Here is a 14,390-nt window from a genome sequence, read left to right as displayed (position 1 = left end):
GACATCTGTAGCCTTGTACGAATCGCCCAGATCTCGCAGAGCTTCAGCGGCGGCTTTTGTCCGGTGACCTTACCCTTATTCAATGGCGCACGCGGGGTCACGGGTGAATTCGACGTCTCCATGATCATCTCCTTTCGAACGAAGGTAGAATCAGTTTGCGCGCGCTGCAGATCTTCGCTGATGTCTCCGTCAGTCGGGCTGCAACGCGTGCCTCGAAAACTGTGCCGCAGACGGTCGCCGACCGACCATTCTCCGACCCCCAAACATGGCTGTTGAATGTCCGTTGAAGGCATGAGATGCGACATCTGCGCAGTTCAGTGCTGTCGACGGTCGACGGATCGAGCCCATCTCGGATGGTTTCCAGCATCTGACTGAACGTCCGCGTAGGCCACGCTCCAGCCGTGCGAGTGAGGTCACCTACGGCTTTCGCCGGGCGGGAGCCCCGTCAATTTCGAGCCCCTCGCTAGTGCATTGCGAATCTTGGCGCGCGCGGCCACGCTCATTGCCATGTCCAGCAGGAAGTGGCGGCCGTCATGCCCCGGTCGAGCCGTTTGCGCCTGCCGCATCGGTGCCGGTCGCGTTCTGGCCGGGCATTACGCCATTTTATACATTGACATCATCCAGGACGGCTGGTTTGGCGGACACGTAAGCGCCAGAATCCCCCAACCAGTGAGGTGAAATGAAATATCAACTGTTCAACTACGAAGGCCGCGATGGCACGATCAACGTCGGCGTGCACGCGTACAGCCGGCATGTGCAATTCGCCGCAGGCACCGTTGACGGCCTGTTGCAGGACTGGCCCGCCGCGCAGCTACGCATTGCGCGCTTCATTGCGCAACTGCCGCTGGCCGCCGAGACGATGGAGCCCGCACAGATCCGCTTCCTGCCGCCGCTGAGCCAGCCCGGTGTCATCTATGGGGCAGGGGCGAACTACCGCGACCATGTCGTGGCCATGGCAAAGGCCGTCAATATGGACCTGACGACAGATCCGAAGGCCGATGGCGTACCGCCGTGGCACTTCATCAAGGCCGGCCGGGGAACACTGTCCGCCCACCGCCAGGCGCTGCCTTATCCCTCGCACACGCGAATGCTCGACTGGGAGGCTGAACTTGCGGTGGTGATCGGCAAGGCATGCCGCAACATCTCGCCGGGCGACGCGCTCGACTGTGTAGCGGGATATACCATTGCCAACGACCTGTCGGCACGCGACAACCTGCGTCGCGAGCAGGTCGATGCAAGTTCGCCGTTCCGCTTTGACTGGATCGGCCACAAGTGCTTTGAAGGCTCCTGTCCCCTCGGTCCTTACCTGACTCCCGCGGCTTTCGTGGCGTCCCCTGAAGCGCTGGATATCAAGCTTTGGGTCAATGACGAACTCAAGCAGAACTCGAATACGTCCAATCACCTTTACACGGTTGCCGAGCAGATCGCCTACTTGAGCGAGCGGCTCACGTTGTATCCGGGCGATGTGCTGCTCACCGGGACGCCTGCCGGCGTTGGCATGGAATCGGGAGTCTTCCTGAAGCGCGGCGACAGTATCCGCGTCTGGATTGATGGACTGGGCGAACTGGAGACATCGTTGCAGTAGGGCAATACCACGGGCGGCGTTCGCCGCCTGACATGGGGAGCCGTTCAGGCTCGCGTCCGCACGGGCACCACATAGAGTGCCTGACGGGCAATGACAATTCGACGGAGGAGACATGAAACAGAAATGCGTGGCAATCGCCGCCGCGCTGGCGCTGCTCGCGCCGGCGCTGGCCAGTGCTGAAGTGAAGGTCGGCATTCTTGCCACCCTTTCGGGGCCGTCGGCCGATGTCGGGCGCGACCAATACGATGGCTTTCTGCTTGCCATTGAGCAAGGCGGCGGCAAGCTCGGCGGACAGCCGGTCCGCCTGATCAAGGAAGCTGACCAGGCGCGCCCGGACGTAGGGCTTGCGGGGGTGCGGCGACTTCTCGAACTTGAGCGCGTCGCAACGCCGTATTTCGCCACCTGGACCGTCGGCATCGTGTTCGCGATGATCGCCGCATTCATGCCGCTCAATGTGCTGGCCGAGTTGATCAATATCGGCACGCTCTCCGCCTTCACGCTGATCTCGATCGCGGTGCTGGTGCTGCGCCGGACCCGTCCGGAGCTGCCGAGAGCTTTCCGCTGTCCCGGCGTGCCGGTGGTTCCGCTGCTATCGGTGGGCTTCTGCCTGTTTCTGATGGCGCACCTTCAAGCGCTGACCTGGATCGCTTTCCTCATTTGGCTGGGGATCGGCCTGTCGATCTACTTCCTGTACGCGCGCCGCAACGCGGTGCTGCACGGTGGCCAGGTAGCACGCGGTGCCAGCCGTAAGAGTCCCGAGACACGGTAAGCGGATGTGGAGGCCGACCTTGGGGTAAGCGAAAACCCTAGCCCCGCCCGCACCGAGAAACTGGGTAAGATGCCAACCCGGCGCCGGCGCGACAAGATCGCCCGCAGCCGAACGGGATTGGGGCTCCAGACCCCATCAACGCCGCACCGCACTGCAACCCAGGCGGTGTGTCAAGGAAGGCAGAGCTACAGCTTTGCATTCCCCACGTCATGGAGAAGAAGTTGAACGACCGTACCCACGCGGCGGCCGCTGTCCGCCTTTTCGGCACCGGCGAAGGCCTGTCCCACGAGCGCGTAACGCTCGCCACCGATCCGGAATCCGGCCTGCAGGCCATCATCGCCATCTACAACACCAGACTGGGCCCCGCATTCGGCGGCTGCCGGTACTGGGCCTATCCCGCCGAAGCCGACGCGCTGTCCGATGCGCTGCGCCTGTCACAGGGCATGGCCTACAAGAACGCCCTCGCCGGGCTGCCGTTCGGTGGCGGCAAGGCGGTGATCCCGCGTTCCCCGGCGCAGACCGACCGCAAGCAACTCTTCCGCGCCTTCGGCCGCATGATCGAGTCGCTGCAAGGCAGCTATATTACGGCCGAGGATGTCGGCACGACGGTGGACGACATGCGTGCCGTTCAGGCCGAGACCCGCTACGTCAGCGGCATGCCGCGCGACGGCGGCTTCGGCGGCAATCCCTCGCCGTGGACGGCATACGGCGTGTTCGTCGGCATCGAGGCGGCGGCGCTGTATCGCCTGGACCGCAAGTCGCTCGCCGGCTTGTCCGTGGCCGTCCAGGGACTGGGTTCGGTGGGCTGGGAGCTTTGCCGCCGTCTCCATGAGGCGGGCGCCACCCTGACCGTGGCCGATATCGACGCCGGCCGCACGACGCAGGCGCAACAGCAGTTTGGCGCCCGCGTCGTATCGCCGGAAGCCATCACGGCCGTCGACGCCGATGTATTCGCGCCTTGCGCGCTGGGTGCCGTCATCACCCCGGCCGTGGCCGAAAGCTGCCGTTTCCGGGCCATCGCCGGCGGGGCAAACAATCAACTCGCTTCGCTCGCCGAAGGTGACATCCTGCACCAGCGCGGGATCTTCTATGCGCCCGACTTCCTCATCAATGCCGGCGGCATCGTGAGTTGCGCCCGGGAATACCTCGGCGGTGTCGACGACTCAGACCTGCGCGACGAAGTGGCAGGCATCCGCGAACGGGTGCTCAGGCTGGCGCAACGCGTGGAGTCGACCGGCCAGGCGCCGGCGCGCGCGGCGGTGACATGGGCGCACGAGGTGTTGTCGCGTGGCATCGGGCCGAACTGAGCGTCGCGTCGACCAGGAGGAAGCCGATGAACGAATTCCCGAAGCCCCACAGTTCGACCAGCGCCAGCGCTGGTTGATGTGCTGGCTGGGGAATACGCACGGGCGCGAGCGGAGACGGCGCGGCTGATTTAGGCAGCTACCAACGCATAGCCGCCATTGGCCTCGTGAACGCGGCTTCTTAGGTGAACCGAAGCCTTACCTGAGGCCTTCGGTATCCAGGGACTTGCGCACGGCCGGCCGCTCCCGCATACGGAGATACCAGGTCCTGAGGTTCTCCAGGCCGTCGAAGTGGATGTCGGTCTTGTAGACCGACTCAAGCCACTCGGCTTGGCCCCATTGGGTTAGGGAATAAAGGTAGGCGTCGGCGACAGTGTAGGTGTCACCCATCAGATAGTCGCGGCCGGCGAGTTTCTCGTTAAGCCAGGCGTAACGCTTTTCCAACTTCGGCTTCGCAGTCTCGACGCCGTACTTGCCCGCCAGCCTCGCATAGAGCAGCGGAATGAAGCCCTTATGGATCTCGGAAGTCAGGAAGCTCAACCACTCCTGCAGACGATAGCGGTCGATGGTCCCGTTCGCCGGGGCCAAGTTCGACTCGGGTTTCATATCTGCCAGATACTGAACAATGGCCGGCCCCTCGCACAGCCGCGTGCCGTCGTCGAGTTCAAGGAGTGGGACGTAGCCAAAAGGACTGAGTTCGAAAAAATCGCGACCGTCTTCAATTTCGTGAGTTTTGTAGTCCACCTTCGCGAGGGTTACGTCCAGCCCCAATTCATTGAACACGATGTGGGGCGACAGCGAGCAAGCACCCGGAATGTAGTACAGCTTCATTTCATATCCCTAAAGGTCATCGCAAAGCGGCGTGCCTTGCTGATGGATCGAATGATGCTGAAGATGGTATAGAAAGGGAAGAAGGCACTAAAATGTGGTGTAGGTACATTTTTTATACCCTATGAGTGAGAGTCTCCATGAAGACGGCTGTGTCGGGATGTTCGGTAGAGGAAGCAATGCGCCTGCTGGGCGGCCGGTGGCGGCTGCTGATCGCCTCGTACTTACTCGAAGGGCCGAAGCGTTTCAACGAACTGCGAAGAGAGATGCCAGACATTTCGCAGCGCATGCTCACCCTGGACCTGAAAGCACTTCAGGAAGTCGGCCTGGTGAAGAGAACAGCGTTTCCGACTGTTCCTGTTACGGTGCAGTACGAACTGACAGAGGATGGTGCGCGCCTTGCGCCTGTTGTGGAGGTGATGCGGGAGTTTGGGCTTTGGGTGAAGAGCCGGCCAATGCCACCGCAGGCGCCAGAACCATATCCATTAGCCCACGAAAATCCGGCCGGCGGCGTCGTGCAATAGCAGAAGCGTCGTCATGGACGTGGCCATCAAGACAGGTTCTCATAAAGGGGGACTTTGCCGACTACGCCGCCCCTGTGTGGCAGTGAGTGCCGCGGCGCCGCCACGCGCTGAGGCAGCCCGGCATTGGCGCGGCTTTCAGCAGCGCATGCCGGTCAATGCCCTTCCTCGATATTGAGGATTTTCCCCAGGCCCAGGAAATAGTTTGCAAAGGCAAGCACGCTAGCCGTCACGGCTATATAGACAACTGACAGCGCGGCCAGCGTCGGATCGGCAAACTCCCGCACATAGTTGTACATGGAAACGGGCAGCGTCTGCGTGTCTTGCGTCGTGACGAAAAGCGATGCGGTGAATTCACTGAACGACATGATTGCCGCAAACAACCAGCCGCCAAACAGCCCCGGCGCGAGCAGTGGAATCGTAATCGTGAAAAGCACCTTCAGCGGCGACGCACCGAGGCTTGCTGCCGCCTGTTCCAGCCTTGCGTCCAGGTTTTCCATGGAAACATAGACGCTCTTCAGCACGAACGGCAGCACCAGCATCACGTGACACAGGATGACGACGCCATATGAGCGGTGTATGGAGGCCTGTGATACCAGGATGAGCAGGCCCAGCCCCAGCGTGAAGTGCGGCACCACGAGCGGGGAATGCAGGATGGCCAGCAGCGTCTGCTTGCCGGGGAATTCCAGCCGTTTGACGGCAATCGACAGGCAGGTCCCGATCACCAGCGCAATCAACGAGGACCATCCGGTGATGACCAGGCTGGCGCGGAATCCATCTCGAAAATCCGGATAACTGAAGACGCGTGCAAACCATGTCAGCGAATAGGATTCAGGCGGGAAAGTGATGATCGCCTTTTCGTTGAAGGCGGCGATCGTCACCACCACGACCGGCAGCAGCACGAATGCAAGCAGGATGGCGACGAGCAGCGGGCCCGCGACACGCAGCGGCAAAGGCAAAGCGCTTTTGATTCTCATTTCTTAGTGTCCTCCAACGACTTTCAGTCGCTTGGTGAACAGCCCCAGGGAAAAGAGCGCTGCGGCCGTCAGCAGCAAGCCCATCACACTCAGGCTGGCCGCCAGCGGGAAGTTCATGGAAGCGAAGCCAAGCTGGTACACCAGTGTCGAAACCGTCGGCACGCGGCCTCCGCCTATCATCTGAGGCGTCGCAAAGGCGCTGAAGGTCCAGGCGAACGCAGTTGTGATGCCAGCCAGAATACCCGGCATCGAAAGCGGCAGCGTGACCGTGAGGAAGGTCCTGACCGGGCCGGCACCCAGGCTCTGGGCGGCTTTTTCGTAGTCGCGATCGATATGCGAAATTGCCGTGGCAAGCATCAGGACCACGACGGGAATCGTCACGTGCACCAGCGCGACCAGCACGCCCAGGTGTGTGAACATGAGTTCCAGTGGCCAGTCGATCAGGCCGAGCTTTCGCAGCGCGCCATTGATGAAGCCATTGCTGCCCAGGACGGCGATCCAGGAGTAGGTCCGCACGATTTCCCCCAGAAACAGGGGCGTGATGGACACCACGAGGATGAAGGACTTGAGCGCCCGACTCCTGACGCGCACCAGGGCATAGGCCAGCGGGTACGCAACCAGCAGCGAAAACACGGTCGTCTCCACGCTCAGCCACAAGGTGTTGGAGAACGCGTCGAGATAAATCGACTTGGTCAGGTCGCTGAAGTTGGCGAACGTGAATCCGCCGACATCCAGGGAGCCGGGCACATACGCCCGGAAGCTGAACTGCAGGACCGCAATCAACGATACTGCGATGCACAGCGCGACAAGTACTGCCGGGGAGACCAACCAGGCTCGTGAATCGGGGCGCATTCTTAAACCTTATTCCAGATGCTCAATCGGCGAGGGAGGATCGGCGCGGTGCATTGCCGCGGCGACCCTCCCTCCACACTCTTGCTAGCGGGCTCAGTTCATGACGTTTTCAGTGAACCACTTGCGCCATTCCGCAGTCTTCTCGGCGCGCAGCTTGTGGTCCACGAGGATGGCCTTGTCCCACTGCTCCTTCGTCGTGAACACGCCGGGCAGCTTGGCGTCTTCAGGCGAAACCCTGGCGTCGTCGACGACGGGGCTGGCCTTCTTCAAGGCCACGATCTTCGACTGGACTTCCGGGGACAAGGCGATGTTCATGAACTTGTAAGCCAGATCGGCCTTGGTGGAGCCTTTCGTGATGGCCATGGTATCGATGCCGAGCACAGCGCCTTCCTTGGGCGTGACCAACTTGACGGGAACACCCTGGCTGATCATGTGATAGGCGTTGATCGACAGGATGACCTGCACGGGCGTTTCGCCGGTGGCGATCAGCTGCTGCGCATTGGCGTCATTGGTATAGAACGCCTTGAAGTTGGGCTTGAGCGCCTTGAGCTTGTCCTGCCCCTTTTCCCAGCTTTGCGCATCGCCACCCGACAGCATGGCGGAAACCGCGACCACATGGCTCGGATCGAAGTCAGGCACGCCAATCTTGCCTTTCAGGGCCGGGCTCCACAGGTCGTTCCAGCTCTCGAACTTGACGCTGGGCGGCACCAGGTCGGCGCGATAACCGATGGTATAGACATAGGCCCAGCTGCCGATGTGATACGGGCTGATCCTGGCGCGCTCGACAAGATGCTTGTAATTCGGAATCTTGCTCGTATCCAGCTTTTCAAAGAGATTGCCGTTGGCGTAGAGCCAGCCGACGTGGGAAGTCGTGAAGGTAACGTCGCTCTCGGGCTTGGAGGCAAGCTTCGCCTTGTTCAGGCGGTCGATGGTGCCGCCCGTGATGTACTTGACCGGTACGCCGGTTTGCCGCGTGAATTCCTTGCCGATGCTTTCATCGATGAGGTCGCGGAAACTGCCGCCCCAGGTGCTCACCACCAATGCTTCCTGGGCCCATGCCGCCGTACTGCCAAGCGTGGCGGAGAGCGCGCAAAGTGCCAAAAGCTTGCGAATCGTCATTTACTAACCCCCAATCGAAAAGATAAACATCTGATAGAACTGGAAATACGCTTGAACGTGCCACCGGGAAATGCAATCACAAGCAGCGACGCGTTGCTGACGCAACGACGTTGATGCAATGACTTCGAATTACGGAGCCTATGATGTGAAAGTCGTACCAGGCGGCCAAGTCGGCTTTTTCGTAGGGGTGCCTCACATTTCCCGATGGGGTTGTGGATGGTTCCGCCGTCTGGAGCAGGTTAGCGGTCGTGTGAGGTTCGGTGGTATTCGGAAATTCCTAAACGGCCGGCAGGAAAATACAAATGGCGCCGCCAGCGGCTGCACATGACCATGCAGTCGGGTGCATCGCCCCCAATCTCCCGCCACCTGCCGAATCGATCCGAATCGACCATGAAGCATACCCGCATCCGCACCTTCAACACCAAAGTCACCTACCCGGAACAGAATCTGGACAACGACCTTTGCCAGGCCGTTGTCGCGCGAGGCCGTACCGTTTTTCTGCGAGGGCAGATCGGCCAGAACCTCGACACCTCGGAGAGCGTGTGCATCGGGGACGTCGCCGGACAGGCGGAGCAGGCCATGGCCAATATCGCGATGCTGCTCGAGGAAGCCGGCGGCGAGCTCGAGGACATCTGCAAGATCACGATCTACATCATCGACCCTCGCTACCGCGAGGCGGTGTATCGCGTCGTGGGCCGCTGGCTGAAGGGTGTCTTCCCGGTCTCGACCGGCATCGTCGTATCGGCCCTGGCCCGCCCCGAGTGGCTAGTAGAGATCGACGCCACCGCTGTCATCCCCGACTGAGCTGCCATGACCTTTTCCATCATTGCACGGTGCCCCGCCAGCGGCCAGTTCGGCGCCGCCGTGGCGTCCTCGTCACCGGCGGTTGCCTCGCGCTGCATCCGCGGCCGCAAAGGGGTCGGCGCAGCCGCGAGCCAGAACATTACTGACCCGGATCTGGGGCCCCTCGCCCTGGACCTGATGGCCAGCGGCCTGACGCCGGAACGCGCCCTCGCGGAACTGCAGAAGCGCCCCCATATCGAGTATCGCCAGCTCATGGCCATCGACGCGCACAACCCGCCAGTGGTGTTCACGGGTGCCAGGGCGCTCGGCACCCTGGCAAGCGTGGTCGGCACCCATGCCGCATGCGCGGGCAACATGCTGGCGACGCGTGAAGTGCCCCAGGCCATGCTGTCGGCCTTCGAGCAGACCGAAGGCGCGCTCGCGGAACGGCTGATGCAGGCCATGCTCGCCGGCCAGGCCGCCGGCGGCGAGGAAGGTCCGGTGCACTCGGCAGGCCTGCTGGTGTACGATGCGCAAAACTGGCCTGTCGTGGATCTGCGCCTGGACTGGGTAGAAAACGACCCGGTCGAGGCCCTCCATGCCGCCTGGCAGGTTTACGCGCCGCAACTGAAGGACTATGTCAAGCGAGCGCTCGATCCCCGCGCGGCGCCCAGCTTTGGCGTTCCCGGAAACCTGTGACCAGTCCGACGCATCGAATGAAGCGTGACAGCGCCGGTCAGGCAGCCGGCACTCGAAAGGGCAAACCTTCTCCAGTACACTGGATCGTTCCCCTTTTCCTGATCTCGACATGCTCAATCGCATTTCCCTGCGCCAGATGGAGTATTTCGTCGCAACGGCGAAGCATGGCAGCATTGCCGCTGCGTCGACGCAAATCCATATCTCCTCTCCCTCGATCTCCGCAGCGATCGCCCATATCGAGGCCGAACTGGGCGTGCAGCTGTTCGTGCGCCATTCTTCCAAGGGCATTGGCCTGACCACCATCGGCAAGCTGGTCCTGCATCACTGCGAAGATATGCTCGGACGGTCGTCCCGACTCTATGAAATCGCCTCCGATTCGAGCGACGTCATCCAGGGCACCTTGCGGGTGGGAAGCTTCCAGTCGCTCACGGCAATGATTGCGCCCGAGGTCATCTTCGGCTTTTCGCGCGCGTTCAAGAAAATCGAGCTGCAGATGGTCGAAGGCGATCAGGAAGTCTTGATGAACAAGCTCCATGCGCTTGAGATCGACGTGGCGATCACCTACGACCTGCACCTTGAGGACGACATCCAGTTCGAGAGCCTGGCGACGATGCCGCCCTATGTCCTGGTGAGCGAGGTCCATCCGCTGGCGCAGCAGAAAGTCGTCTCCTTCGAAGAGCTGGCGCCCGAACCCTACGTCCTGCTCGATATGCCGATGAGCCGGGACTATTTCACCTCCCTGTTTGAAAAGGCCGGCGTGACGCCGAACATCGCGGCGCGTTCGCAGTCCACGGAAGTGGTCCGGTCCATGGTCGCCAACGGCATTGGCTACGCACTCTTCAATGTGCGCCCCAAATCCGATCAGTCGCTCGATGGAAAGCGCATGGTGCGGGTCCGCCTTGCCGGTACCCATCGGCCCATGCTGCTCGGCCTGGCGACTTACAAGCCGATGAAACAGTCAAGATTGACGAGAATCTTCATGGAACGCTGCCGCGCTTATATCTCCGACCAATACATCCCCGGAATGAGCGCTCCAAGTTTCTTCGATCCCCATATAGCAGCGCCGCTGAAATCGGCGTCCTGAAGCGCCAGCCGCATCGGTCATGCCGTGTTTTGGCAATGCCCCCTCAAGAAGGGCCAGAGATGGAAAATCAAGCCTCCTCCGCAAGCGTCTCTCTCCTGGAAACGCTCATTTCTTTCGCATCGGTTTCCCTGACGCCAAACATCGCGCTCATCCACAAGGTCCAGGACATCCTGGCGGAAGCCGGCATCGAATCGATGCTCGCGCCCGACCCGCAAGACCACAGCCGCTCCAATCTGTTTGCGACGGTCGGTCCGGTGGGCGTTCCGGGCGTCCTGCTCTCCGGCCATACCGATGTGGTGCCGGTGGAAGGCCAGCCCTGGACTTCACCCCCGTTTGAGGCAACGCACCGGGATGGCCGCATCTACGGACGCGGCACAGCCGACATGAAAGGCTTCGTGGCCTGCGCCGTCACCGCCATGGTGGCGGCCGCCCGGCAGCCGCTCCGGCGCCCCTTGCAGCTGGCGCTGTCCTTCGATGAGGAAATCGGCTGCGTTGGCGTGCGCCACCTGCTGCGCCGCCTGGAGCACAGCCTCCCCGCACCCTACCTGTGCATTGTCGGCGAGCCGACCCTGATGCGGATCGGCACCGGTCACAAGGGCAAGGCTGCCTACCGGGCGGTCTGCTGCGGCCAGGCCGGCCACTCAGGCCTGGCGCCCAGGTTCTTCAACGCCATCCACATGGCCAGCGACCTCGTCGCATCCCTGCGAGACGTGCAGCGTGAACTGGCGCAAAGCGGCCCGCGCGAGGAGGGCTACGGCGTGCCCTACAGCACGGTCCACGCCGGCGTCATCCACGGCGGCCGTGCCTTGAACATCGTGCCCAGCGAATGCGAAGTCAGCTTCGAGATTCGCAACGTCTCGGAAGATAAACCCGAGCAGATCCTGAAGCGCGTCCTGGAACGCCTGGCCGAGCGCGTCAAAAAAGAGGCGCTGGATCCTGCGGCGCCGTTGCCAGACATCCAGATGACGAACAGCTATCCCAGCCTGAGCACCCGCGAGGATTCGCCTGCTGTCGGCCTGCTCGCCTCGCTGCTCCCCGCGGGCACCCCATGCGCCAGGGTGGACTATGGCAGCGAGGGTGGATTGTTCCAGCAGAGCTGGAATCAAACGCCAGTGCTGATCTGCGGGCCCGGGAGCATTGAAGTCGCACATAAGGCCGACGAGTATGTGGAGCTGGCGCAGATCGAAGCCTGCGACCGCATGCTGGCCGGCCTCGTCGAATTTCTCTGTCGATAAGCCTGGCATCCTGGCCAGCTTTGGCCCGGACGCCTCACGGACGCTATCAAAATGAAGTCAGCAGGATGCTGCGATCGACCGACTGGATATCCGTCTTGCCGCAAAACGCCATGGAGAGATCGAGCTCGTTCTGAATGATGCTCAAGGCCGTGGTCACGCCTAGCTCGCCGAGGGCGCCCAGGCCATACATCATGGCGCGGCCGATATACGTGCCACGCGCCCCGAGCGCGATCGCCTTGAGCACATCCTGGCCCGAGCGGATGCCGCCATCCATATGGACTTCCACCCGATCCCCGACGGCTTCCACGATGCGTGGCAATGTGGAGATCGATGACGCGGCGCCGTCCAGCTGGCGCCCGCCATGGTTCGACACAATGATGGCATCGGCGCCGCTTGCCAGCGCCAGCCGCGCATCCTCGGGGTCCTGGATGCCCTTGACGATCAGCTTCCCATCCCACCGCTTCTTGATCCATTCAATATCGTGCCAGGACAGACGCGGATCGAACTGCTCCTGAGTCCACTCCACCAGCGCCCCGATCTTGTCGACGCCCCTGGCATGCCCGACGATATTGCCGAACTGACGATGTTTGGTACCCAGCATGCCCATGCACCAGCGCGGCTTGCTCGCCATGTTCACAAGGTTGCGCAGGGTCGGCTTGGGCGGCGTGGACAGACCGTTCTTCTTGTCCTTGTGCCGCTGGCCGAAGACCTGCAGGTCCATCGTGACCACGAGCGCCGAACAATTGGCATTCCTGGCACGGTCGATCAGGCTTTCGACAAAGGTCCGGTCGCGCAGCACATACAGCTGGAACCAGAACGGATGGCGCCCGGTCGCTTCCGCCACCGCCTCGATCGGGCAGATGCTCATGGTGGACAAGGTGAATGGGATGCCGTGCCGCTTCGCCGCGCGCGCGGCCAGGATTTCTCCATCGGCGTGCTGCATGCCGGTCAACCCGGTGGGCGCGATCGCCACCGGCATGCTGACCGGCTGGCCCACCATGGTGCTGGCGGTGCTGCGCTCGGTAATGTCCACCGCCACGCGCTGGCGGAATTCGATACGCTGAAAATCCGCCTCGTTGGCACGGTAGGTATATTCGGTCCACGAACCGCCGTCGACATAGTCATAGAACATGCGCGGCACGCGCTTTTTCGCCAGCCTGCGCAGGTCTTCAATGCACGTCATCTCGGCCATGGGAACCCCCTTGAAAAAAACAAAAGCTGCCGGATCGCCCGATCCGGCAGCTCGTGCGTGCAACCTCGTTACCAATGACAGGTCACCGTGCAGCCTCAGGAACAGGCTCAAGACCGCTCATACGTCATATATCCGTTCTGGAGCACGATATGGTCAGCGATGTATTTCGCATCGTGCCAGACGCCATAGATGAAGGACGACGCCCGGTTGACCAGATTCGGCAGGCCCAGGAAATAGATGCCGCTTTCCGCGGAGATGCCGCGCTTGTGGAACGGATCGCCCTTCTCGTCGAAGGCATTCTTCACGTTCAGCCAGTTGAAATCAAACTTGAAACCGGTCGCCCAGAGGATCGTGGTGATGCCGGCTTCAGCCAGGTCGAGGCTGAGGATCGGGTGCTTAAGGCACTCCGGGTCTGGCAGCAGCTCCCAGGCGTCAGGTTCCGGCGGAAACGGCAGGCCATTCTCTTCGATATAGGCATCCGCTTCGCGCAGCACGTCGAAGTAGGCGCGGTCGCCTTCGGCGATGTTCTCGGGCAGGCCTGGCTCGAATGTCATGACGCCATCCTTGTAGGATTGGGTCAGGCCGACCAGGTTGATGCCCGCGTGCGCCAGGCGCCGGAAATCGACGGTCTTGCCGCCTTCATAGCCGCTCACGGCGAAAGCGACGTGCGCCTTCTTGGGCCGGATCCTCACTTCATCCCACAGGCCGAGGGCGCCCAGCCACCAGCAGTAGTCACGGCCACGGTACGCGCGCGGCGGGCGGTAATGCTCGCCGACCGAGAGATAAACCGTCTTGCCGGCCTGGCGCAGCTCTTCGGCGATCTGTGAGCCGGAAGCGCCCGCGCCCACCACGAGCACCCCGCCTTCCGCCAACTGGCCCGGATTCTTGTAGGCCGAGGAATGCAGCTGCCGGATTTTTTCGCTCTCAGGCACGATCTTCGGATAGGCTGGCTTCTGGAACGGGCCGGTTGCGGCAACCACGTTGTCTGCCTCGATGATGCCGTCGGAAGTCGTCACCCTGAATCCGGGACGCCCTTGATGCCGTTCCACCCGCCTGACTTCCACGCCGGTACGGACCGGCGCCTTCAGCATGGCGGCATAGCTCTCGAAATACTGCGCCATGCGCTCTTTCGACGGAAAGGTCTCCGGCGAGATGCCCTCGAATTTCATCCCGGGAAAACGGTCATGCCAGGCCGGTCCATTCGCGACCAGAGAATCCCAACGTTCCGAGCGCCAGCGTTCTGCGATTCGGCTGCGTTCCAGCACGACATGCTGCACACCCATGTGCGCGAGATGCTCGCTCATCGCGATGCCCGCCTGGCCAGCACCGACCACCACGGTGTTGATTTTTTCCACTGACATTTGAATTTCCTAAGAATGATCGCCCCGGTCAGTCGCCCCGGCACGGAAGCTTCGACGGCAAGGCGTACTGGCGCCCTGGAG

The 14,390-nt window shown here is 61.9% G+C and carries 13 protein-coding genes and 3 pseudogenes; 9 read left to right on the top strand and 7 right to left on the bottom strand.

The window, feature by feature from the left end:
* A pseudogene (locus tag AC3WRI_RS20955) lies at nucleotides 1-122 on the bottom strand (integrase); the annotation flags it as partial.
* Nucleotides 123-679: 557 nt separating this feature from the next.
* Between AC3WRI_RS20955 and AC3WRI_RS20950 the strand changes: the two are divergent.
* From AC3WRI_RS20950 to AC3WRI_RS20935, 4 genes and pseudogenes are all read left to right on the top strand, one after another.
* On the top strand, nucleotides 680-1,585 hold the full coding sequence (locus AC3WRI_RS20950) for a fumarylacetoacetate hydrolase family protein (RefSeq protein WP_492293999.1): 906 nt from the start codon (nucleotides 680-682) through the stop codon (nucleotides 1,583-1,585).
* Between the two features lie 112 nt (nucleotides 1,586-1,697).
* Nucleotides 1,698-1,958: pseudogene (locus AC3WRI_RS20945) on the top strand (ABC transporter substrate-binding protein); the annotation flags it as partial.
* A gap of 9 nt (nucleotides 1,959-1,967) precedes the next feature.
* Nucleotides 1,968-2,354: pseudogene (locus tag AC3WRI_RS20940) on the top strand (amino acid permease C-terminal domain-containing protein); the annotation flags it as partial.
* A gap of 209 nt (nucleotides 2,355-2,563) precedes the next feature.
* On the top strand, nucleotides 2,564-3,661 hold the full coding sequence (locus AC3WRI_RS20935; RefSeq protein ID WP_492293997.1) for a Leu/Phe/Val dehydrogenase: 1,098 nt from the start codon (nucleotides 2,564-2,566) through the stop codon (nucleotides 3,659-3,661).
* A 195-nt stretch (nucleotides 3,662-3,856) separates the two neighbouring features.
* Here the strand turns inward: AC3WRI_RS20935 and gstA are convergent, their stop codons facing one another.
* The gene (gstA, locus tag AC3WRI_RS20930; RefSeq protein ID WP_492293995.1) at nucleotides 3,857-4,489 is read right to left on the bottom strand and encodes a glutathione transferase GstA; all 633 of its coding nucleotides are present in this window, start codon (nucleotides 4,487-4,489) and stop codon (nucleotides 3,857-3,859) included.
* Nucleotides 4,490-4,626: 137 nt separating this feature from the next.
* On the opposite strand from gstA, the gene AC3WRI_RS20925 reads away from it, so the two are divergent.
* A complete protein-coding gene (locus AC3WRI_RS20925; RefSeq protein WP_058698834.1) occupies nucleotides 4,627-5,010 on the top strand; it encodes a winged helix-turn-helix transcriptional regulator in 384 nt (127 codons plus the stop codon).
* A gap of 152 nt (nucleotides 5,011-5,162) precedes the next feature.
* On the opposite strand, the gene AC3WRI_RS20920 is transcribed toward AC3WRI_RS20925, so the two are convergent.
* From AC3WRI_RS20920 to AC3WRI_RS20910, 3 genes are all read right to left on the bottom strand, one after another.
* Nucleotides 5,163-5,984, bottom strand: coding sequence for an ABC transporter permease (locus AC3WRI_RS20920; RefSeq protein WP_011616606.1), 822 nt, complete (start codon nucleotides 5,982-5,984; stop codon nucleotides 5,163-5,165).
* A 3-nt stretch (nucleotides 5,985-5,987) separates the two neighbouring features.
* Nucleotides 5,988-6,836, bottom strand: a complete 849-nt coding sequence (locus AC3WRI_RS20915; RefSeq protein ID WP_011616607.1) for an ABC transporter permease — start codon at nucleotides 6,834-6,836, stop codon at nucleotides 5,988-5,990.
* A 93-nt stretch (nucleotides 6,837-6,929) separates the two neighbouring features.
* Nucleotides 6,930-7,955 carry an ABC transporter substrate-binding protein gene (locus AC3WRI_RS20910; RefSeq protein WP_439669666.1) on the bottom strand — a complete coding sequence of 342 codons (1,026 nt, stop codon included), beginning with the start codon at nucleotides 7,953-7,955 and terminating at the stop codon, nucleotides 6,930-6,932.
* Nucleotides 7,956-8,345: 390 nt separating this feature from the next.
* On the opposite strand from AC3WRI_RS20910, the gene AC3WRI_RS20905 reads away from it, so the two are divergent.
* The 4 genes from AC3WRI_RS20905 to argE all read left to right on the top strand — a co-directional run bounded on the left by AC3WRI_RS20905 (nucleotide 8,346) and on the right by argE (nucleotide 11,756).
* Nucleotides 8,346-8,759, top strand: a complete 414-nt coding sequence (locus AC3WRI_RS20905; protein ID WP_454750896.1) for a RidA family protein — start codon at nucleotides 8,346-8,348, stop codon at nucleotides 8,757-8,759.
* A gap of 6 nt (nucleotides 8,760-8,765) precedes the next feature.
* Nucleotides 8,766-9,437 carry a DUF1028 domain-containing protein gene (locus AC3WRI_RS20900; RefSeq protein ID WP_454750895.1) on the top strand — a complete coding sequence of 224 codons (672 nt, stop codon included), beginning with the start codon at nucleotides 8,766-8,768 and terminating at the stop codon, nucleotides 9,435-9,437.
* Nucleotides 9,438-9,546: 109 nt separating this feature from the next.
* On the top strand, nucleotides 9,547-10,521 hold the full coding sequence (locus AC3WRI_RS20895; RefSeq protein WP_010812546.1) for a LysR family transcriptional regulator: 975 nt from the start codon (nucleotides 9,547-9,549) through the stop codon (nucleotides 10,519-10,521).
* Nucleotides 10,522-10,580: 59 nt separating this feature from the next.
* Nucleotides 10,581-11,756: an acetylornithine deacetylase gene (argE, locus tag AC3WRI_RS20890; RefSeq protein WP_492293993.1), complete on the top strand. Its 1,176-nt coding sequence runs from the start codon at nucleotides 10,581-10,583 to the stop codon at nucleotides 11,754-11,756.
* Between the two features lie 46 nt (nucleotides 11,757-11,802).
* Here the strand turns inward: argE and AC3WRI_RS20885 are convergent, their stop codons facing one another.
* Both AC3WRI_RS20885 and AC3WRI_RS20880 read right to left on the bottom strand, forming a co-directional pair.
* Nucleotides 11,803-12,948 carry an alpha-hydroxy acid oxidase gene (locus AC3WRI_RS20885; protein WP_492293991.1) on the bottom strand — a complete coding sequence of 382 codons (1,146 nt, stop codon included), beginning with the start codon at nucleotides 12,946-12,948 and terminating at the stop codon, nucleotides 11,803-11,805.
* Nucleotides 12,949-13,055: 107 nt separating this feature from the next.
* Nucleotides 13,056-14,309: a flavin-containing monooxygenase gene (locus AC3WRI_RS20880; protein WP_492293990.1), complete on the bottom strand. Its 1,254-nt coding sequence runs from the start codon at nucleotides 14,307-14,309 to the stop codon at nucleotides 13,056-13,058.
* Nucleotides 14,310-14,390: the final 81 nt, after the last annotated feature.

It is taken from the genome of Cupriavidus sp. FW305-27 (genome assembly GCF_058787995.1).
The sequence above is the reverse complement of the archived record's forward strand: the minus strand, read 5'-3'. Positions and strand labels throughout refer to the sequence as shown.

Bases quoted from the DNA above. Each gene is read 5' to 3' on its own strand.
- AC3WRI_RS20950 (WP_492293999.1), top strand. From the start codon at position 680: ATGAAATATCAACTGTTCAACTACGAAGGCCGCGATGGCACGATCAAC.
- AC3WRI_RS20935 (WP_492293997.1), top strand. From the start codon at position 2,564: ATGGAGAAGAAGTTGAACGACCGTACCCACGCGGCGGCCGCTGTCCGC.
- gstA (WP_492293995.1), bottom strand. From the start codon at position 4,489: ATGAAGCTGTACTACATTCCGGGTGCTTGCTCGCTGTCGCCCCACATC.
- AC3WRI_RS20925 (WP_058698834.1), top strand. From the start codon at position 4,627: ATGAAGACGGCTGTGTCGGGATGTTCGGTAGAGGAAGCAATGCGCCTG.
- AC3WRI_RS20920 (WP_011616606.1), bottom strand. From the start codon at position 5,984: ATGAGAATCAAAAGCGCTTTGCCTTTGCCGCTGCGTGTCGCGGGCCCG.
- AC3WRI_RS20915 (WP_011616607.1), bottom strand. From the start codon at position 6,836: ATGCGCCCCGATTCACGAGCCTGGTTGGTCTCCCCGGCAGTACTTGTC.
- AC3WRI_RS20910 (WP_439669666.1), bottom strand. From the start codon at position 7,955: ATGACGATTCGCAAGCTTTTGGCACTTTGCGCGCTCTCCGCCACGCTT.
- AC3WRI_RS20905 (WP_454750896.1), top strand. From the start codon at position 8,346: ATGAAGCATACCCGCATCCGCACCTTCAACACCAAAGTCACCTACCCG.
- AC3WRI_RS20900 (WP_454750895.1), top strand. From the start codon at position 8,766: ATGACCTTTTCCATCATTGCACGGTGCCCCGCCAGCGGCCAGTTCGGC.
- AC3WRI_RS20895 (WP_010812546.1), top strand. From the start codon at position 9,547: ATGCTCAATCGCATTTCCCTGCGCCAGATGGAGTATTTCGTCGCAACG.
- argE (WP_492293993.1), top strand. From the start codon at position 10,581: ATGGAAAATCAAGCCTCCTCCGCAAGCGTCTCTCTCCTGGAAACGCTC.
- AC3WRI_RS20885 (WP_492293991.1), bottom strand. From the start codon at position 12,948: ATGGCCGAGATGACGTGCATTGAAGACCTGCGCAGGCTGGCGAAAAAG.
- AC3WRI_RS20880 (WP_492293990.1), bottom strand. From the start codon at position 14,309: ATGTCAGTGGAAAAAATCAACACCGTGGTGGTCGGTGCTGGCCAGGCG.